Origin of the sequence: Conexibacter sp. CPCC 205762, from assembly GCF_030646155.1 — a bacterium.
GTDB lineage: Bacteria > Actinomycetota > Thermoleophilia > Solirubrobacterales > Solirubrobacteraceae > Conexibacter.
In genome coordinates this window covers 59996-79176 of record NZ_JAUTDN010000021.1, presented here as the reverse complement: position 1 = coordinate 79176, position 19181 = coordinate 59996, and the positions used below count along the sequence as shown (strand labels likewise).

The 19181-nt window shown below is 69.2% G+C and carries 17 protein-coding genes; 1 reads left to right on the top strand and 16 read right to left on the bottom strand.

From position 1 onward, the window contains the following. Positions 1-142: 142 nt before the first annotated feature. The 6 genes from rpsG to Q7L73_RS16760 all read right to left on the bottom strand — a co-directional run bounded on the left by rpsG (position 143) and on the right by Q7L73_RS16760 (position 6227). Complete coding sequence (gene rpsG / locus Q7L73_RS16785) at positions 143-613, bottom strand: 30S ribosomal protein S7 (protein WP_304691047.1); 471 nt, start codon at positions 611-613, stop codon at positions 143-145. Beyond that, positions 613-1008, bottom strand: a complete 396-nt coding sequence (gene rpsL, locus Q7L73_RS16780) for a 30S ribosomal protein S12 (protein WP_012932815.1) — start codon at positions 1006-1008, stop codon at positions 613-615. Before rpsL ends, rpsG begins: the two co-directional genes overlap by 1 nt. A 40-nt stretch (positions 1009-1048) precedes the next feature. Next, the gene (gene ald / locus Q7L73_RS16775) at positions 1049-2179 is read right to left on the bottom strand and encodes an alanine dehydrogenase (protein ID WP_304691046.1); all 1131 of its coding nucleotides are present in this window, start codon (positions 2177-2179) and stop codon (positions 1049-1051) included. Positions 2180-2197: 18 nt separating this feature from the next. Then, positions 2198-3832, bottom strand: coding sequence for a PucR family transcriptional regulator (locus tag Q7L73_RS16770; protein ID WP_304691045.1), 1635 nt, complete (start codon positions 3830-3832; stop codon positions 2198-2200). A gap of 17 nt (positions 3833-3849) precedes the next feature. Beyond that, positions 3850-5229, bottom strand: a complete 1380-nt coding sequence (locus tag Q7L73_RS16765; protein ID WP_304691044.1) for an aspartate aminotransferase family protein — start codon at positions 5227-5229, stop codon at positions 3850-3852. 122 nt (positions 5230-5351) lie between these two features. Then, a complete protein-coding gene (locus Q7L73_RS16760; protein ID WP_304691043.1) occupies positions 5352-6227 on the bottom strand; it encodes a hypothetical protein in 876 nt (291 codons plus the stop codon). 178 nt (positions 6228-6405) lie between these two features. Here Q7L73_RS16760 and Q7L73_RS16755 point away from each other — a divergent pair, with 178 nt between their 5' ends. Then, the gene (locus Q7L73_RS16755; RefSeq protein WP_304691042.1) at positions 6406-6900 is read left to right on the top strand and encodes an HAD domain-containing protein; all 495 of its coding nucleotides are present in this window, start codon (positions 6406-6408) and stop codon (positions 6898-6900) included. A 96-nt stretch (positions 6901-6996) separates the two neighbouring features. Here the strand turns inward: Q7L73_RS16755 and Q7L73_RS16750 are convergent, their stop codons facing one another. From Q7L73_RS16750 to rpmG, 10 genes are all read right to left on the bottom strand, one after another. Beyond that, positions 6997-11064 carry a DNA-directed RNA polymerase subunit beta' gene (locus Q7L73_RS16750; RefSeq protein ID WP_304691041.1) on the bottom strand — a complete coding sequence of 1356 codons (4068 nt, stop codon included), beginning with the start codon at positions 11062-11064 and terminating at the stop codon, positions 6997-6999. Continuing rightward, on the bottom strand, positions 11061-14624 hold the full coding sequence (locus Q7L73_RS16745) for a DNA-directed RNA polymerase subunit beta (protein ID WP_304691040.1): 3564 nt from the start codon (positions 14622-14624) through the stop codon (positions 11061-11063). Before Q7L73_RS16745 ends, Q7L73_RS16750 begins: the two co-directional genes overlap by 4 nt. Positions 14625-14865: 241 nt before the next feature. Then, positions 14866-15381, bottom strand: a complete 516-nt coding sequence (locus tag Q7L73_RS16740; RefSeq protein WP_304691039.1) for a hypothetical protein — start codon at positions 15379-15381, stop codon at positions 14866-14868. Positions 15382-15477: 96 nt separating this feature from the next. Beyond that, on the bottom strand, positions 15478-15858 hold the full coding sequence (gene rplL / locus Q7L73_RS16735) for a 50S ribosomal protein L7/L12 (protein ID WP_304691038.1): 381 nt from the start codon (positions 15856-15858) through the stop codon (positions 15478-15480). Positions 15859-15860: 2 nt separating this feature from the next. Next, positions 15861-16562, bottom strand: a complete 702-nt coding sequence (gene rplJ, locus Q7L73_RS16730; RefSeq protein WP_304691036.1) for a 50S ribosomal protein L10 — start codon at positions 16560-16562, stop codon at positions 15861-15863. Between the two features lie 153 nt (positions 16563-16715). Beyond that, positions 16716-17438 (bottom strand): 50S ribosomal protein L1, encoded by a 723-nt coding sequence (rplA, locus tag Q7L73_RS16725; protein ID WP_304691035.1) that lies wholly within the window; start codon positions 17436-17438, stop codon positions 16716-16718. 2 nt (positions 17439-17440) lie between these two features. Further along, positions 17441-17863 carry a 50S ribosomal protein L11 gene (gene rplK, locus Q7L73_RS16720; protein ID WP_304691034.1) on the bottom strand — a complete coding sequence of 141 codons (423 nt, stop codon included), beginning with the start codon at positions 17861-17863 and terminating at the stop codon, positions 17441-17443. Between the two features lies 1 nt (position 17864). Continuing rightward, the gene (gene nusG / locus Q7L73_RS16715) at positions 17865-18386 is read right to left on the bottom strand and encodes a transcription termination/antitermination protein NusG (protein WP_304691033.1); all 522 of its coding nucleotides are present in this window, start codon (positions 18384-18386) and stop codon (positions 17865-17867) included. Between the two features lie 46 nt (positions 18387-18432). Continuing rightward, positions 18433-18969: a preprotein translocase subunit SecE gene (secE, locus tag Q7L73_RS16710; protein WP_304691032.1), complete on the bottom strand. Its 537-nt coding sequence runs from the start codon at positions 18967-18969 to the stop codon at positions 18433-18435. 16 nt (positions 18970-18985) lie between these two features. Beyond that, complete coding sequence (rpmG, locus tag Q7L73_RS16705; RefSeq protein WP_304691031.1) at positions 18986-19150, bottom strand: 50S ribosomal protein L33; 165 nt, start codon at positions 19148-19150, stop codon at positions 18986-18988. Positions 19151-19181: the final 31 nt, after the last annotated feature.

Below are 19181 nucleotides of genomic sequence, written 5' to 3'. Positions count from 1 at the left end.
CGCCAATGGCTCCGGCCTGCCAGGGATCTCGCCCCCTCTGCAGGGCGCTGTGCAGGAGATTCGACCGCGCGGCCGCGGTCTTTAACGACAACGCGCCGCTGATGTCAGCGGCGCGTACATGCCGAAGATGTGGTCGGGCGTGCTACCAGCGGTAGTGCGCGAAGGCCTTGTTGGCCTGCGCCATACGGTAGATGTCGTCCTTGCGCTTGTAGGCGCCGCCCTGCTGCGACTGGGCGTCGAGCAGCTCGTTGGCGAGCCGCTGGGCCATCGTCTTCTCGCGACGCTGGCGGGCGAACAGGACGAGCCAGCGGACGGCCAGCGTGCGCGAGCGGCGCGGCTGGACCTCGACCGGCACCTGGTACGTGGCGCCGCCGACGCGGCGGGAGCGGACCTCGAGCGACGGGGTCAGCGCCTTGATCGAGGCCTCGAGGGCCTCGAGCGGATCTCTGCCCGAGCGCTCGGCGAGGATCGCCAGCGCGTCGTACACGATCGTCTCGGCGGTGGACTTCTTGCCGTCCAGCATCACCTTGTTGATGACCTGCTGGACGAGGCGGGAACGGTGGATCGCGTCCGGCTCGACCGCGCGGATGGAGGCTGCAGCGCGACGGGGCATTACTTCGCCTTCACGCCGTACTGGGAGCGGGCCTTCTTGCGGTCGCTGACGCCGGCGGCGTCGAGCGTGCCGCGGACGACCTTGTAGCGGACGCCCGGGAGGTCCTTGACGCGGCCGCCGCGGACGAGCACGACGGAGTGCTCCTGAAGGTTGTGACCCTCACCCGGGATGTAGACGGTGACTTCCATCCCGTGGGTCAGCCGGACACGAGCAACCTTGCGAAGGGCCGAGTTCGGCTTCTTGGGCGTGGTGGTGTACACACGCGTGCAGACGCCACGGCGCTGAGGCGCGGCGACCTTGGTCTTGCGGCCTCTGCCGGACTTGAGGCCCGGCGTGGCGAGCTTCTTCTTCGGCGTCTTGCGGCCCTTGCGGACGAGTTGGCTGGTAGTCGGCATGTGGCGCGGAATGCTAGCAGCGTCGGAGGAATCAGCGCTGCTACGCCGCATGCAGGGTCGCGAGTGCCTCCTCGAGGGGCACGTACGGGACGCCGACGGCTTCAGCCACCGGAGCATATGTCACCTGGCCGCCGACGACGTTCACACCCGGCTTCAAGCCGGGATTGTCCTGCACAGCGCGGACGAATCCGTCGTTGGCGAGCTGGACGACGTACGGCATCGTCGCGTTCGTGAGCGCGTGCGTCGAGGTGATCGGCACCGCGCCCGGCATGTTCGCGACGCAGTAGTGCGTGACGCCGTCGACCTCGTAGGTCGGGTTGGTGTGCGTCGTCGGTCTGGAGGTCTCGAAGCAGCCGCCCTGGTCGATCGAGACGTCGACGAGCACCGCGCCGGGCTTCATCAGCGCCAGCTGTCTGCGCGTGATCACGTGCGGCGCCTTCGCGCCGTGGACGAGCACGGCGCCGATCACGAGGTCGATCTCCGGCAGCCGCTCCTCGATCGCGAGCGTCGTCGCGAAGCAGGTGTCGGCGCGGCCGCCGAACTCCGAGTCGAGCTCGCGCAGGCGGTCGATGCTGCGGTCGAAGACGAAGACCGTCGCCTCCATCCCGATCGCGATCAGCGCAGCGCGCATGCCGACGACGCCGCCGCCGATCACCATCACGTTGGCGGCCGCGACGCCGGGCACGCCGCCGAGCAGGATCCCGCGGCCGCCGAGCGGCTTCTCCAGCATGAAGGCGCCGGCCTGGGTCGCAATCTTGCCGGCGACCTCGCTCATCGGCGCCAGCAGCGGCAGCCGGCCGCGCGCGTCCTCGACCGTCTCGTAGGCGATGCAGGTCGCACCCGAGGCCATCAGCCCGCGCGTCAGCTCCGGCGCCGGGGCGAGGTGGAGGTAGGTGAACAGCAGGTGGTGCGGTCTCAGCAGCGCGACCTCCTGCGGCTGCGGCTCCTTCACCTTGACGATCAGCTCCGCCTGCGTGAAGACGCTCTCGGCGTCGGGCACGATGCTGGCGCCCTGGGCGGCGTACTCCTCGTCGGCGATCGCCGACCCCTCCCCCGCCCCGTGCTGCACCAGCACCTCGTGGCCGGCGTCGGCGAGCTCGCGCGCGCCGGCCGGCGTCAGCGCGACGCGGTACTCGTCCGTCTTGACCTCGGTGGGGACGCCGACCTTCATGGGGACCTCCGGCTCGGGTTAGTCGCGCACCAGTTCTCGCCCGCGGAGGGCGAGCCAAAACTCGATCCGGTCGCGCGCGCTGCCCATGCTGCGCCCGGTCAGCTCCTCGACGCGGCGGATCCGGTAGCGGAGCGTGTGGCGGTGGCAGTAGAGCCGCTTCGCCGCCCGCTCCCACTGCCCGTTCTCCTCGATGAACGCCTCCAGCGAGCGCATCAGCTCGCCGCCGTAGGCGCCCTCGCTCTCCTCGATCGGGGCGAGGATCGAGTCGCAGAAGAGCCGCAGCGCGTCGTCGTCCTGCAGCGACAGCAGCAGCTGGAAGGAGCCGAGGTCGCGATAGGTCGCGACGGTCGTTCTGAGCGGGCCGGCCTCGTCGCCGTTGCCGTCGCCGCTGGGCTGCGCGAGCGCCAGCGCCTCCACCGCGCAGCGCGCCTCGTGGAAGGCGCGGCGCGCCTCGCCGCCGCCGACGGCGCGGCCGACGCCGAGCCGCAGCGGCAGCCCGAGCGCGCGCGTCGTGCGATCGGCGATCCGCTGCGCGAGCGGGAACAGCTCCTCCTCGTCGAGCCCCGGCACGAGCGCGCCGACGAGCCCCTCGTGGACCGCCACCAGCCCGTCGGCCGCCTCGCCGCGCAGCGCGCCCGCGAGCGCGCTCTCGGCCGCCGCCATCCCGCCTGCGCCAGGGCGCGGCGGCGTCAGCACCATCACCGCGACCCGCGTGCCGAGCCCGAACGGCTCCAGCCGCCGCGCGAGGTCGCCGCCGCTCAGCTCGCCGGTCACGATCCCCGACAGGACGTCGCCGGCGAGCCGCCGCTCGGTGTCCTCGGCGACGCGGCGGCGCAGCATCTCCAGCGCGACGATCGTGACCGCCTGGTGGAGCGTGAGGCGGTCGAACTCCGACAGCGAGCCGGTGTCCTTGGCGGCGACCAGCCACGCCTGCAGCAGCGGGCCGCCGTCGGCCGTCTCACCGTCGCGCGGGCCGGAGGCGCCGACCGGCAGCGCCAGCGCGCGGCCCGCGAGCGTGCCGGCCGTCGGCGCGAAGCCGCGCCGCTCGCCGGCGCGCGTGCGGTCGCGCAGCTCGCGCTCCAGCGCCGCGACCGTCTCGTCGTCGACCTCGTTGCGGAAGGAGCGCTGCGCGAGCAGGCCGCCGCGCGCGTCGAAGACCATCACGGCGCCGCCGACGAGCGTCGACAGCGCGCCGGCGACGGCGTCGATGCCGCGCTCGGAGAGGACGATCCGCTCGAGCCGCTCGTGCGCGGCGATCGCGCGCCGCAGGACCGCGTACTGCTCGTTGACGAGGCGGCTGAAGGCGGTCTCGGTGATCGCGATGAAGGGCACGTCGTAGGGCACCTCGAACAGCGGCAGGCCGCGCTCGCGGGCGGTCTCGACGAGCGCCTCCGGGACCGTGTCGAAGCCGAACCCGATGCCGAAGCCGAGCCCCGCCAGGCCGTGGTCCGCGAGCCGCCTGACGAACTCCGTCTGGCGCTCGGGCGTGGCCAGCTGGAGGCCGGTCGTGAGCAGCAGCTCGCCGCCCGACAGCCACGGCGTCGGATCCTCCAGCTCGGTGATGTGGACCCAGCGCACGGCGGCGTCGAGCGCCTGCTCGCCGGCGAGCAGGCGGATGTCGATGTCGCGGACGAGCTCGCGGACGGTCAGCACGGTCGGCGGTCCCTCGCTCAGCCGAGCCGCATGCGGCTGGTCGCGCCTTCGAGCACCGGCCGCAGCACGGCCTCGATCTCGGCGAAGTGGTCCGGCGTCGAGATCAGCGGCGGCGACAGCTGGATGACCGGGTCGCCGCGGTCGTCGGCGCGGCAGATCAAGCCGCGCTCGTACAGCTCGCCGGAGATGTAGCCGCGCAGCAGCGTCTCGGCCTCGTCGTCGTCGAACGTCTCCTTCGTGTCGCGGTCCTTGACCAGCTCCAGCGACTGGAAGTAGCCGGCGCCGCGCACGTCGCCGACGATCGGGATGTCTCGCAGCGACTCCAGCATCCCCCGCAGCGCGCCCTCGTTGGCGCGCACGTTGTCGATCACGCCCTCCTGCTCGTAGGCGTCGAGCGTCGCGAGCGCGATCGCGGAGGCGACCGGATGGCCGGCGAAGGTGAAGCCGTGCAGGAACATCTCCTCGCCCTCCATGAACGGCGCGGCGATGCGGTCGGAGACGATCATCGCCCCCATCGGCGCGATCGCGCCGGTGATCCCCTTGGCGGTCGTGATGACATCGGGCAGGTAGTCGTAGCGCTGCGCGCCGAACCACTCGCCGAGGCGGCCCCAGGCGCAGATCACCTCGTCGGAGATCATCAGCACGCCGAACTCGTCGCAGATCTCGCGGATCCGCTGGAAGTAGCCGTCGGGCGGCGTGAAGGTGCCGCCGGCGTTCTGGACCGGCTCCATGATCACGGCGGCGACCGTCTCCGGCCCCTCGAACAGGATCCGCTCGCGCACCGCCTCCGCGAGCGTCTCGACCGGGACGTGGTCGGGCAGGCGGTAGACGTTCGTGTTGGGGACGTGGCAGCCGCCCGGCGTGAGCGGCTCGAACGGCACGCGGAAGGGCGTGATGCCGGTCGCCGAGAGGGCGCCCATCGGCGTCCCGTGGTAGGCGACCTCGCGCGCGATCACCTTCGTCTTCTGCGGATTGCCCGTCAGCTTGTGGTACTGGCGCGCGAGCTTCAGCGCCGACTCGACCGCCTCGCCGCCGCCGCTGGTGAAGAAGATGCGGTTGAGGTCGCCGGGGGCGAGCGCGGCGATCCGCGTCGCCAGCTCGATCGCGCGCGGGTGGGCGTAGGACCAGGTCGAGTAGAAGTCGAGCTCCTTCGCCTGGTCGGCGCCGGCCTGCGCGATGTCGGCGCGGCCGTGGCCGAGGTTGGAGCAGAAGAGCGCCGAGAGGCCGTCGAAGTAGCGCTTGCCGCTGGCGTCCCAGACGTAGACGCCCTCGCCTCTGACGATGATCGGGATCTGCTCGCCGCGGTGGTAGTCGCCCATCCGCGTGAAGTGCATCCAGAGGTGGCGCTTGGCCTGCTCCTGGAGTGCCTCGACCGTCGCCGTCTCTGTCGTCGCCATCGCTACATCACCCTCCAGAACGGATAGCCCGTTACGCCTCTGAGTACAAAGGTACTCCGCGGACGGGTGTTCTGACGAGCGGCGCGCCCGGACGGCGCGCCGCGCTGGCGGAGGAGCGCTGCTCAGGCGGCGGCCGGCTGCGCGGCGCGCACGGGCGCGGGCGTCAGCGCGGCGGCGACGATCACGAGCAGGAAGGCGGTCGCCTGGGCGACGATGCCGAGCACGTCGCCGGGCAGCGGGTCGCCGAAGACGATGATGCCGCCGGCGATCCCGGCGACGTTGGCGGCCGTGCCGGTGAAGGCGATGACCGGCACGGCGTCACCCTCCTGCAGCGCCTTCGCGGAGGCGTAGAAGGCGGCGATCGAGGCGAGGATCGCGACGCCCGTCCAGGGCGTCGTCAGCAGCGCCAGCAGGCCGTCGTCGGCGACGAGGCCGGTGAGCGCCTTCAGCGCGACGTCGGAGACGCCGAACAGGAGGCCCGCGGCGGCCGCCAGCATCACGCCGTGGTGATGGTCCGGGGCGCCTATCCGCTTGCCCATCACGAGCAGCGCGCCGATGCCGACGAGGCCGGCCTCGAAGGCGATCATGCCGGGCAGCGAGAACTGCGAGTTGGGGTCGTGCACGACCGGCAGCGTGATGCCGAGCAGCACGAGGCCGAGCGCGGTGCAGCCGAGGCCGATCCACTGGCGCGGCCCGACCGAGAAGCCGAAGATCCGCTCCGCCATCACGGCCAGCATCACGACACCGCCGGCGAGCACCGTCTGCACGACCGACATCGGCGCGACCGCCAGTGCCGCGACGTGGAAGATCCACGCGCAGACGGCGACGCCCATGCCGAGCGCGAACCAGGGCGAGCTGAACAGGCCGCGCGCCGATCTGAACGGGTGGCGGACATGGACGGCCGGAGCCGCGACCGCGCCGCGGTGCTTGTAGAGGAACGCGAGGTTCGTCGTGAACGCGCAGATCAGCGCAAGCAGGATGCCAAGATAAATCGTCATAAATCGAAATGAGGCCGTCGTGCCACGGCCGGTGCTTCGATGGTCAGGGGATCTTCCTCACGATGTAGGTTCGACATCGCGAGGCCGTCTCTTGAGCCTCTCTCTCGAGATGAGACCAGGCTACAGAGCAAAAGTAAACAGCGCTTTAGCTAAGCCTTTTCTCACGGACCTTCTCCAGATGGAGCAAACCCCGCCACTCCTGTTCGTCGACGTCGACGGCGTCATCTCGCTCTTCGGCTTCGCACCTGATTCCCCGCCGCCAGGGCGTTTTCACCTGGTCGACGGGATCCCTCACTACCTTTCGAGCGGCGCCGGAGAACACCTCCGCGCGCTGTCAGAACGGTTCGAGATCGTCTGGTGCACCGGATGGGAGGAAAAAGCCGACGAGCACCTTCCACACGCGTTGGCGCTCGGCCGTTCATACCCGCATCTCACGTTCGCGCGCCATCCCGGGCGCGCCCACGCTCATTGGAAGCTGGACGAGATCGCAGCCCACGCAGGCGATCGCGCGCTCGCATGGATCGACGACGCGCACGACGACGAGTGCCGCGCCTGGGCCGCCGCGCGCCGACGCGCCGGGAGCGCGACGCTGCTCGTCACGACCGCGCCCGCTGACGGGCTGCTCGACGCGCACGTCGCCATGCTGACGCGCTGGGCGGCCGCGCTGCCTTAAACGCGAACGGCCGCCCCGGAGGGCGGCCGTTCGGTGCGGGTGGCTCCGTGTCCCCGGCCTTGCGAGAGCGGGGACGCCGGATCCGTGCAGTGGTGCCTAGCTTCTGTCCTCGGGGACGTCGAGCTCGGCCAGCTCCTCGGCGAAGCCGTGCGAGCCGCCGCCGTTGCCGATCTCCTCGAGGTCGGCGAGGTCGGCCTCGATGCCGGAGGGGCCGAAGCCCTGCAGCGCCTCGCCGTCGGTGAGGCCCAGCTCGGCGGCCAGCTCGTCGTGGTCGAGCAGGCCGACGTCGTCCATGCCGCGGGGGAGCGGCTCGGCCGGCTCGATCTCGATGCGACGGTAGCGCTTCAGGCCCGTCGCGGCCGGGATCAGCTTGCCGATGATGACGTTCTCCTTGAGACCGTTGAGGCGATCGATCTTGCCCTCGAGCGCCGCATCGGTCAGGACCTTCGTCGTCTCCTGGAAGGAGGCGGCCGAGAGGAAGGAGTCGGTGTTGAGCGACGCCTTCGTGATGCCGAGGATGATCTCCTCCGCCTGCGCGGGCTCGCCGCCGGCGTCCATCACGGCCTGATTTATTCTCGCGTAGTCGTGCCGGTCGACGAAGACGCCGGGAAGCAGGTCGGTGTCGCCCTTCTGGTCGACACGGACCTTCTTCAGCATCTGACGCACGATCAGCTCGATGTGCTTGTCGTTGATGTCCACGCCCTGCGACTTGTAGACCTCCTGCACCTCCTTGACGAGGTACAGCTCGGTCTCGGTGCGGCCGCGGATCGCGAGCAGCTCGTGCGGGTACAGCGACCCCTCGTTGAGCTGACGGCCCGGATCGACCTTCTCGCCCTTCTCGACGAACAGGCGCGTGCGCCGCGGGAAGGTGTGACGGTGCTCGTCGCCGCCGTCGTCGGTGATGACGACCGTCAGCGCCTTGTCCGTCTCCTCGATGTCGACGACGCCGCCGACCTCGGCGATCTTCGCCAGGCCCTTCGGCTTGCGCGCCTCGAACAGCTCCACGACACGCGGGAGGCCGTGCGTGATGTCCGCGCCGGCGACGCCGCCGGTGTGGAACGTGCGCATCGTCAGCTGCGTGCCCGGCTCGCCGATCGACTGCGCGGCGACGATGCCGACCGCGTCACCGATCTGCGCCGTGTTGCCGGTCGCCATCGAGCGGCCGTAGCAGGCCTGGCACACGCCCGTCAGCGCCTCGCACTTCAGCACCGAGCGGACCGGGATCTTGACGTTGTCCTCGCCGTAGGCCTCGAGCAGCGCCGCGAAGTCCGCGCGGCTCATCTCGATGCCTCTGGCGACCGCGACGACGCCTCTCTTGGGGCCGAGGTCCTTCGCCGCGACACGGCCGACGAGGTTGTCGTTGGGCTCGCCGCCGTCCTTGTACAGGTTCAGCTCGACGTACTCCTCGGTGCCGCAATCCTCCTCGCGGATGATCACGTCCTGGGCGACGTCGACGAGACGGCGCGTCAGGTAGCCGGAGTCGGCCGTACGGAGAGCGGTGTCGGCGAGACCCTTGCGGGCGCCGTGGGTCGAGGTGAAGTACTCGATCACGTCGAGCCCCTCCATGAAGTTGGCCTTCACGGGACGCTCGATGATCTCGCCCTTCGGGTTGGCCATCAGGCCGCGCATGCCCGCCAGCTGGCGGATCTGCTTGAAGGAGCCACGGGCGCCGGAGTTGGCCATCATGAAGATGGGGTTCAGCTCGTTGAAGTGCTGCTCCATCGCGTCCGCGACCTCTTCGGTCGCAGCCGTCCACTGCTCGACGACGGCGTCCTTGCGCTCCTCCTCCGTGATCAGGCCCATGTCGTACTGGTCCTGGATCTCGGCGACGTGACCCTCGTACTTGGCGAGGATCTCCGGCTTGTCCGGCGGGATCACGACGTCGTTCTTGGAGACCGTGATGCCGGCCTGCGTCGCGTAGCGGAAGCCGAGGTCCTTGAACGCGTCGAGCACCTGCGAGATCGTCGCGGCGCCGTACGCCTGCACGAGGTCGTCGACGAACTGCGTCGTGTCGCGCTTCTTCATCGAGCGGTTGACGAACTCGTAGCTGGAGGGATCGTAGTCCTCGCCCAGCGTCGCCCGGATCGCGCGCTCGATCTTGTCGTTGTAGATGATGCGGCCGACGGTCGTGAGGATGTGACCGCCGTCACGGCCGGCAGGCCGGTACTCGGCGACGTCGTGCAGTCTCGTCACGCCGTGCTCGTAGGACCACTCCGCCTCCTGGGCGGTGCGGTACACGTGCGGGCGCGGCTGATGTCTCGCCGGGTCGATCTTCGACAGCTCGTCGACCTCGGGGCCGTACGTGAGGTAGTACGCGCCGAGGATCATGTCCTGCGTCGGCGTCGCCAGCGGCGCGCCGTGCGCGGGGGACAGGATGTTGTTGGCCGACAGCATCAGGATGCGCGCCTCCGCCTGCGCCTCCGCGGAGAGCGGCAGGTGGACGGCCATCTGGTCGCCGTCGAAGTCGGCGTTGAAGGCCGAGCAGACGAGCGGGTGGACCTGGATCGCCTTGCCCTCGACGAGCTGCGGCTCGAACGCCTGGATGCCGAGGCGGTGGAGCGTGGGCGCGCGGTTGAGCAGGACCGGGTGCTCGTGGATGACCTCCTCGAGCACGTCCCAGACCTCCGGGATCATCGAGTCGACCATCTTCTTGGCCGCCTTGATGTTCTGCGCCGCCTTGCGCTCGACCAGCCGCGCCATGATGAACGGCTTGAACAGCTCGAGCGCCATCAGCTTCGGCAGACCGCACTGGTGCAGTCTCAGCGACGGGCCCGACACGATCACCGAACGGCCGGAGTAGTCGACGCGCTTGCCGAGCAGGTTCTGGCGGAAGCGGCCCTGCTTGCCCTTGAGCATGTCCGAGAGCGACTTCAGCGGGCGGTTGCCCGGACCCGTCACGGGCCGGCCGCGGCGGCCGTTGTCGAACAGCGCGTCGACGGCCTCCTGCAGCATGCGCTTCTCGTTGTTGACGATGATCTCCGGCGCGCCGAGGTCGAGCAGCCGCTTGAGGCGGTTGTTGCGGTTGATGACGCGGCGGTAGAGGTCGTTCAGGTCCGAGGTCGCGAAGCGGCCGCCGTCGAGCTGGACCATCGGGCGCAGCTCCGGCGGGATCACCGGGACGGCCTCGAGGATCATCATCTCCGGGCGGTTGCCGGACTGGATGAAGGCCGAGACGACCTTCAGGCGCTTGACCGAACGGCTCTGCTTCTGGCCCTTCGCCGTCTTCACCAGCTCCTGCAGCTCGGCTCTCTCGTCCTCCAGGTCGACCTGCTCGAGCAGGTCGCGGACCGACTCCGCGCCCATGCCGCCGCGGAAGTACTCGCCGAAGCCGAACGGGCTGCCGAAGCGGTCCTTCAGCTCGCGGAAGAGCGTCTCGTCGTTGACGACGTCCTTCGGCTTCATCGACTGGAACAGGTCCCACACCTGACGCATGCGCTCGGCCGCGTCCTCGATGTAGGCCTCGGTGTCGTCCATGTCGGCCGTGAACGTTCTGCGCAGGTCTCTGAGGAGCTTCTCGCGCTCCTCGTCGGACAGTCTCGCGACGTTGATGTCGAGCGACTCCGCCCACATCTCGTCTTCGTCGTTGAACTGGTTCGACTGTCTGCCGCTCTCGAGGAACTCGACACGGCGCTCGAGCGACTCTCTCAGCTCGAGCAGCCGCTCCTCCTTCTCGGCCGCGTACGAGTCGAGCACGGTGTTGACCTGGTCCTGCAGGCTGTCGAGGTCGCGCTCGCGCGCCTCGTCGTCGATCCACGTGACGATCGAGGCCGCGAAGTAGAGGACCTTCTCGAGCTCCTTGGGAGCCATGTCGAGCAGGTAGCCGATCCGCGACGGGACGCCCTTGAAGAACCAGATGTGCGAGACCGGCGCGGCGAGGTCGATGTGGCCCATGCGCTCACGGCGCACCTTCGACCGCGTCACCTCGACGCCGCAGCGCTCGCAGACGATGCCCTTGTAGCGGACGCGCTTGTACTTGCCGCAGTAGCACTCCCAGTCCTTCGTCGGACCGAAGATGCGCTCGCAGAAGAGGCCGTCCTTCTCCGGCTTCAGCGTGCGGTAGTTGATGGTCTCCGGCTTCGTGACCTCACCCGAGCTCCACGAGCGAATCTGCTTCGAGGAGGCGAGGCCGATCTCGATGGCGTCGAAGTTGTTGATGTCGATCATGCGTCGTCCTCAGTCGAATCGACGGCGGCGAGGTTCTCCTCGGGCGCGGCCTCCGCGGACGGCTCGCCCGCGTCGGTGGCGTCTTCGCCCTCGGTCGCCTCGTCGGCCGCCTGGCCGTCGGTCGCGCGCACGCCGGAGAGGTCGATGCCCAGCTCCTCGGCGGCACGCAGGAGGTCGTCGTCCTCCTCGCGCATCTCAGCGCGAGTGCCCTCTTCGGAGACGACGTTGACGTCGAGCGCCAGCGACTGCATCTCCTTCAGGAGCACCTTGAACGACTCCGGGATGCTCGGCTCGGCGATGTTCTCGCCCTTCACGATCGCCTCGTAGGCCTTGACGCGCCCGACGGTGTCGTCGGACTTGATCGTGAGCATCTCCTGGAGCGTGTACGCGGCGCCATACGCCTCCAGCGCCCACACCTCCATCTCGCCGAAGCGCTGACCGCCGAACTGCGCCTTGCCGCCCAGCGGCTGCTGGGTGACGAGCGAGTAGGGGCCGGTCGAGCGAGCGTGGATCTTGTCGTCGACGAGGTGGTGCAGCTTCAGGATGTACATGTAGCCGACCGTCACCTGCGTCTCGAACGGCTCGCCCGTGCGCCCGTTGAAGAGCGTGAACTTGCCCGAGGCGCGGATGCCCTCGCGGTCGTTCGGCGCGGTCTTCATTCTGATCCGGCCGGTGTGCTCGTTCTGCCACTGCAGCAGCGCGTTGTCGACGTCGGCGACGGTCGCGCCGTCGAAGACCGGCGTCGAGACGTAGACGCGCGGACGCTCGTCGCCTCTGCCGTGGGCGATCTTGTACGCGTCGCTGCCGTCGTCGTACCAGCCCTCGGCTGCGGCCCACCCGAGGTGGGTCTCGAGGATCTGGCCGATGTTCATGCGCGAGGGGACGCCGAGCGGGTTGAGGATGACGTCGACCGGCGAGCCGTCCTCGAGGAACGGCATGTCCTGCTCGTCGACGATCTTCGAGATGACGCCCTTGTTGCCGTGGCGGCCGGCGAGCTTGTCGCCCTCGGAGATCTTGCGCTTCTTCGCGACGAAGACGCGCACGAGGTCGTTGACGCCCGGCGGCAGGTCGTCGCCGGCGTCGCGCGAGAAGGTCTTGACGTCGATCACGACGCCGCCCTCGCCGTGCGGCACCTTCAGCGAGGTGTCGCGGACCTCACGCGCCTTCTCCTTGAAGATCGCGCGGATCAGCTTCTCCTCGGCCGTCAGCTCGGTCTCGCCCTTCGGCGTGACCTTGCCGACGAGCAGGTCGCCCGAGCCGACCTCGGCGCCGATGCGGACGATGCCGCGGTCGTCGAGGTTGCGCAGCGACTCCTCGGAGCGGTTCGGGATGTCGCGCGTGATCTCCTCGTCGCCGAGCTTCGTCGTGCGGGCGTCGATCTCGTACTCCTCGATGTGGATCGAGGTGAGCTCGTCGTCCTTCACGAGGCGCTTGCTGAGGATGATCGCGTCCTCGAAGTTGTAGCCCTCCCAGGACATGAAGGCGACGCGCAGGTTCTTGCCGAGCGCCATCTCCCCCTGGTCGGTCGAGGAGCCGTCCGCCAGGACCGTGCCCTCGACCACCTGCTGCCCGTTTCTGACGAGCGGCTTGTGATGGATGAGCGTGCCCTGGTTGGAGCGCATGAACTTCTGCAGGACGTACTCGTCCTTGGCGCCGTCCTCGGTCTCGATGACGATCTGGTCGGCGTCGATGTAGGCGATCGTGCCCGCGCGCTTGGCGAGCACGACGTCACCGGAGTCGACGGCCGCGCGGTACTCCATGCCGGTGCCGACGAGCGGGGCGTCGGTCTTCAGCAGCGGGACCGCCTGGCGCTGCATGTTCGAGCCCATCAGCGCGCGGTTGGCGTCGTCGTGCTCGAGGAACGGGATCATCGCGGTCGCGACCGACCAGATCTGCTCCGGCGAGACGTCCATCAGGTCGACCTCGGCGGCCGAGACTCTCACGTACGAGCCGGCCTGCGTACGGCAGACGATGTCGTCGCCGATGAGGGAGCCGTCGTCGCCCAGCGGCGTGTTCGCCTGGGCGATCTTCGCCTCCTCCTCCTGGGTCGCGTCGAGGTGGACGATCTCCTCGGTGACCTTGCCGTCCTTGACGACGAGGTACGGCGTCGTGACGAAGCCGTGCTCGGAGATCTGCGCGTAGGAGGAGAGCGAGCCGATCAGGCCGATGTTCGGGCCCTCGGGGGTCTCGATCGGGCACATGCGGCCGTAATGGGTCGGGTGGACGTCGCGCACCTCGATCGGGGCGCGCTCGCGCGTCAGGCCGCCGGCGCCGAGCGCCGACAGGCGGCGGCGGTGCGTCAGGCCCGAGAGCGAGTTGTTCTGGTCCATGAACTGCGACAGCTGCGAGGAGCCGAAGAACTCCTTCAGCGCCGCGACGACCGGGCGGATGTTGACGATCGTCTGCGGCGTGATCGTGTCGGCGTCCTCGGTCGTGAGGCGCTCGCGCACGACGCGCTCCATCCGGTAGAGGCCGATTCGGAAGGCCTCCTGGATCAGCTCGCCGACGGTGCGCAGACGGCGGTTGCCGAAGTGCTCGTACTCGTCGAGGTGGTCGGCGACGGCCTCGCGCGGGTAGGAGACGGCCTCGGCGGCGTAGTCTCTGATCTCGACCTCGGGCTGCTCGGGCATGCCGAGGATCCGCGGCAGCGAGACGAGCTCCTTGATGAGCGCGATGATGTCGTCGTGCGTCAGCGTGCGCGTCTCGAGGTCGATGTCGAGGCGCAGGCGCGAGTTCAGCTTGTAGCGACCGACGCGCGTGAGGTCGTAGCGCTTGGGGTCGAAGAAGAGCTGGTGCAGAAGCGCTCTGGCGGCGTCGACCGACGGCGGCTCGCCCGGACGCTGCTTCTTGAACAGCTCGATGAGGGCGCCTTCCTCAGTCTTGGTGACCTCGGTGTCGCTCTCGATCGTGTTGCGGATGTAGAGCGAGTCCTCGAACAGGTTGAGGATCTCGTCGTCGCCCGAGTAGCCCATCGCCCGCAGCAGGACGGTGACCGGCAGCTTGCGCTTGCGGTCGATGCGGACGTAGACCTTGCCCTTCTTGTCGATCTCGAGCTCGAGCCACGAGCCGCGAGCCGGCATCAGGTTCGCGATGAAGACCTGCTTCTCGCGATCCTTGGCCTCCATCAGGTAGGCGCCCGGGGAACGGACCAGCTGCGTCACGACGACGCGCTCGGTGCCGTTGATGATGAACGTGCCGCGCTCCGTCATCCAAGGGAAGTCGCCCATGAAGACGGACTGCTCGCGGATCTCGCCGGTCTCGCGGTTGACGAAGGCGACCGTGACCGTGAGCGGCCGGGCGTAGGTGAGGTCCTTCTCGCGGCACTCGTCGAGCGAGGCGACCGGCTCGTCGAAGGTGAACTCGCCGAACTGGACGGCGAGGTTGCCGGTGTAGTCCTCGATCGGCGAGATGTCGTCGATCGTCTCGCGCAGACCACCGGTCTCCGCGTCAGTCAGCCAGGCGAACGATCTCTTCTGGATATCGATGAGGTTGGGGACTTCAAGGGCCTTGGAAAGACGCGCAAAAGTGCGGCGCGTCCGGGGGGCGTCAGCAGGTGCCAAGACGGCGACTCCTCGGGCAGTCGAGAGGCGAGCAGAGGAAGCGCGAAAGCGCGACCAGCCAAGATAGCACAGAGCATCGACACCCTCCGAGCGGGGCAGTCAGCGCTCACGGACCCCACCCGGGAGACCGCGTATGTGGCGTGGTCTCAGAACTGCAGGGTGGCTGCGACTATCGGCTGACGTCGCCCATTGTACCGGCCGGGGGCAAATCCTGGGGTGCCTGGACGGATTGCGCCGGCGGTCAGGTCTGGTCGAAGAAGTCGGCGACCTGGATGTCGGGCCGCGGCTGGCCGGCCGGGAGCGCCGACCAGTCGACCTCCCACCCCGCCGGCGGGGTGAGGCGGGCCCGCAGCGGGGCGATCGGCGGGTGGCCAGGGCCGCGGTCCTTCCAGCGCTCGTCGGCGGGGCGGCGGCGCACGTAGCCGGCGGCCAGCTCGTCGCGCCACGGCGCGAGCGGCTCGTCGTCCTCCTCGTCGGCGTCGGCGGCGCCGGGCTGCTCGAGCGCGGTGCCGATCCCGAACTCGCGCTCGTCGCCGTCGCGGATGTAGACGCCGTCGGCGCGCTCACGCGCCCACGCGATCGCCTCCGCGACCGGCAGCGGCTGCCGCAGCTGCTCGCCGAGGTCGGCGCCGCCATCGCCCTCGGTCTCCACGTGCGCGTCGAAGAGGCCCGGCAGCCAGCGGTCCTCGCCGGCCGCGTCGGGGTCGAGCATCCACTGCTCGGCCTCGGTCACGAACGCGATCGATCTCGGGCGCATCGCGCGACTGTAGCGGCGGTGCGCCAGGCCCGCAAACGACGAAGGGCCCGGCAGTGCCGGGCCCTTCGGTGCAGCTGGTGTGACTGGTGCGGCGAGCTATCTCAGCTCGACGGACGCGCCAGCCTCTTCGAGCTCGGCCTTGAGCTTGTCGGCCTCGTCGCGCTCGATGCCTTCCTTGACGGGCTTGGGGGCCTCGTCGACGAGCGCCTTGGCCTCCTTCAGACCGAGGCCGGTCGCCGCGCGGACGACCTTGATGACCTGGATCTTCTTGTCGCCGGCGCCCGTGAGGACGACGTCGACAGTCGTCGACTCCTCGGCAGCGGCCTCGCCGCCGCCGGCGCCGCCGGCAGCCGGGGCAGCCGCCGCGACGGCCGTCGCGGAGACGCCGAACTCCTCCTCCAGCGCTCTGATGCGCTCGGCCAGCTCCAGCACCGAGATCGCCTTGAGCTCGTCGATCCACTCCTGAGTGGTCGCCATGGTCAGTCCTCCTTCGCGTCGGAAGCGGCGTCGGCAGCTGCCGCGTCGTCCGTCTTGTCGTCAGTGTCAGGGGTGGCCTCTGCGGCCGGAGCCTCGGCCTCGGCCGCGGGGGCCTCGGTCTCGGCGGGAGCGGCGTCGGCTGCCGGAGCAGCCTCCTCCGCCGGGGCGGGAGCGGCAGCGTTGCCGCCCACGAGGCCCTGGTCTGCAATCGCCTGCAGCTGGATCGCGACGCCCGCGATGAGCGCGTTGAGGCCGCGTGCGAGGCCGTTGAGCGGTGCGGCGACGACGCCGACGAGCTGCCCGTAGAGCACCTCGCGCGACGGCAGTCTCGAGATCGCTCTGATCTCGTCCGGCGTCACCGGCTGGCCATCCATCAGGCCGCCCTTGAACGCCAGCACCTGCGTCGTTCTCTGCGCGTCGCTGAGCGCCTTCGCGGCCGCAGCCGCGTCGCCGCGCACGAACGCCAGCGCCGTCGGACCCGCGAGGATCTCCTTCAGCGCCTCGGCGCCGGCCTTGTCGGCCGCGCGCTCCGTCAGCGAGTTCTTCACGACGGACAGCGTCGTGTCGGACTCACGCAGCTTGGTGCGCAGTTCGGCGACCTGCGCGACCGTGATGCCACGGTAATCGACCGCGAACACCGCCGAGGACGCTTCCAGGTCCTCGGCGATGCGGTCGATCACCGCCGCCTTCTCGTTTCTGTTCATGTCAGGTCACTCTCTTCTCGAAATGCGAAACGCCCGCACGTGGCGGGCGTCGAGAAGCTGAGCGGCCGTGAAGCGGCTCCGGTTCTTCGATGCTCCGCCTGTCCCGGACTTATGGTCGCCGGGAGTCTTGGGCAGCGCGTCTCTGGAACGAGGCTACGCCGCGACCGGCGCCTCCCCGACGATGTCGCGCGTACGCGACGGGTCCACTCTCACGCCGGGACCCATCGTCGAGGCGAGCGTGATCGACTGGATGTATCTGCCCTTGGCGGCAGACGGCTTGGCGCGGACGAGCTCCTCCACGACGGCCGCGTAGTTCTCGAGCAGGCGCTGCTCGTCAAAGCTCGACTTGCCGATCACCATGTGCACGATCGCGGTGCGATCGGTGCGGTACTCGACCTTGCCGGCCTTCGACTCCGCGACGGCTCTCGAGACGTCCATCGTGACCGTGCCGACCTTCGGGTTCGGCATCTTGCCCGACGGGCCGAGGATGCGGCCGAGACGGCCGACCACCGGCATCAGGTCCGGCGTCGCGATCGCGACGTCGAAGTCCGTGAAGCCCTCTTCGATTCTTCTCGCGAGATCGTCGGCGCCGACGACGTCCGCGCCGGCCTCCGTCGCCTCGCGGGCCTTGTCGCCCTGGGCGAAGACGGCGACCTTGACGTCCTTGCCGAGGCCGTGCGGCAGCGCGATCGTGCCGCGCAGCTGCTCGTCCGCGTGACGGACGTTGAGACCCGTGCGGACATGCAGCTCGACCGACTCGTCGAACTTCGAGCTCTTCAGCTCCTTGACGAGTCTGATCGCCTCAGAGGGCTCGTAGCTGTGCTCGCGGTCGTAGCGCTGGCGCGCCTCGACGTAGCTCTTGCCGTGCTTGGCCATCTTCAGACCACCTCCACGCCCATCGAGCGAGCCGTGCCGGCGATGATCTTCGCGGCCTGGTCGACATCGTGAGCGTTCAGATCGTTCAGCTTCTTCTGGGCGATCTCGCGGAGCTGGTCCTGCGTGATCTGCGCGACCTTCGTCTTGTGCGGCTCAGCCGAGCCCTTGTCGAGACCGAGCGCCTGCTTGATCAGCACGGCGGCCGGCGGGCTCTTGAGGACGAACGTGAACGAACGGTCCTCGTAGACGGTGATCTCGACGGGGATGACCGTGCCCGTGTCCTGCTGCGTCTGGGCGTTGAACGCCTTGACGAACTCCATGATGTTGACGCCGTGCTGGCCCAGCGCGGGGCCGACCGGCGGCGCCGGGCTCGCCTGGCCGCCAACGGCCTGGAGCTTGATGACTGTCAGAACCTTCTTCGCCATTTCAGATCTTCTTCACCTGGTCGAAACCGACCTCGACCGGGGTTTCGCGGCCGAAGATTGATACCAGCACCTTGAGTCGGGCGCCATCCTCGTTGATCTCCGAGATCTCGCCCGAGAAGTCGGAGAGCGGACCCGAGACGACCTTGACGGACTCGCCGATCGAGAACTGCGCGCGCGTGCGCGGACGCTCCGCGGTCTCGCGATGCAGCAGTCGATCGACCTCCGCCTGCGTCAGTGGCACGGGCTCGTTGGAAGCGCCGACGAAGCCGGTCACGCCGGGCGTGCCCTTGACGAGCGCCCACGAATCCTCGTTGAGGTCCATGTTGACCAGCACGTAGCCGGGCATCGTGCGCTTCTCGGTGACAACTCTCTGGTTGTCCTTCAGCTCGGTCACGGACTCGGTCGGCACGACGACCTGTCGCACGGCGCGTCTCTGATTGAGCGAGACGACGCGGTGCTCGAGGTTGTGCTTGACCTTGTTCTCGTGACCGGAGTAAGTGTTGACGACGTACCAGCGAAACATGTCGGGGGAGATCGATCCTTGGGGGAAGGGGGCGCGAGCCGGAGACTCAGACGATCAGGTCGACGATCCGCTGTGAAAGCCAGTCCGCGGCGCCGAGGTAGAGACCGGCGATCGCCACGAAGCCGACGACGACGGCCGTGGCCTGAGCGACCTGGGTGCGGTCGGGCCACTGGACACGCTGCAGCTCGCGCCAGCTGCCGCGCAGGAAGTTGATGAAGCGACCGCCGCCGCCACGGCTCGGCTCCGGCGAACGCTCGCCGGTGCGCGCGAGGCCGGCGACCTCGCCGCCGTCGCCGCCGCGACCGCCGGCCGGCACGAGCGGCCCGCCGTCGTCGTCGCGAGCGCTCTCGAACAGCTCTTCGGCGTTGCTGCCGCCGAGCGAGGGATCGGCGCCGGCGCTGGCGTCGGCCTCGGAGGGCCGGCCCATCGCGAGCTGAGCGTCGGCGATGTCGACTTCGCCAGAGGCGAACTCGGCCGGCTCGTGCGCGTGCAGCTCGTTCTTCTCGGGCAGCGCGTGATGCTCGGCGCGCTCGGCCGAGTCGTCCTCGTCAGGACCGTTGGCTGATCTGGGGTCGCGGGCCATCAGGCTCTACACGCGGTTAGCGAGTCTCCCGATGGGACGTGTGTCTCTTGCACCAGCGGCAGTACTTTCTGAGCTGAATCCGCTCAGGGTTGTTCCGCTTGCTCTTGTTCGTCTGGTAGTTGCGTCGCTTGCATTCCTCGCATGCGAGGGTGACTGCGATGCGAACGTCTCCGCGAGCCATGGTCGTCCAGGTTCCGTTGTCGTCTCAGGGC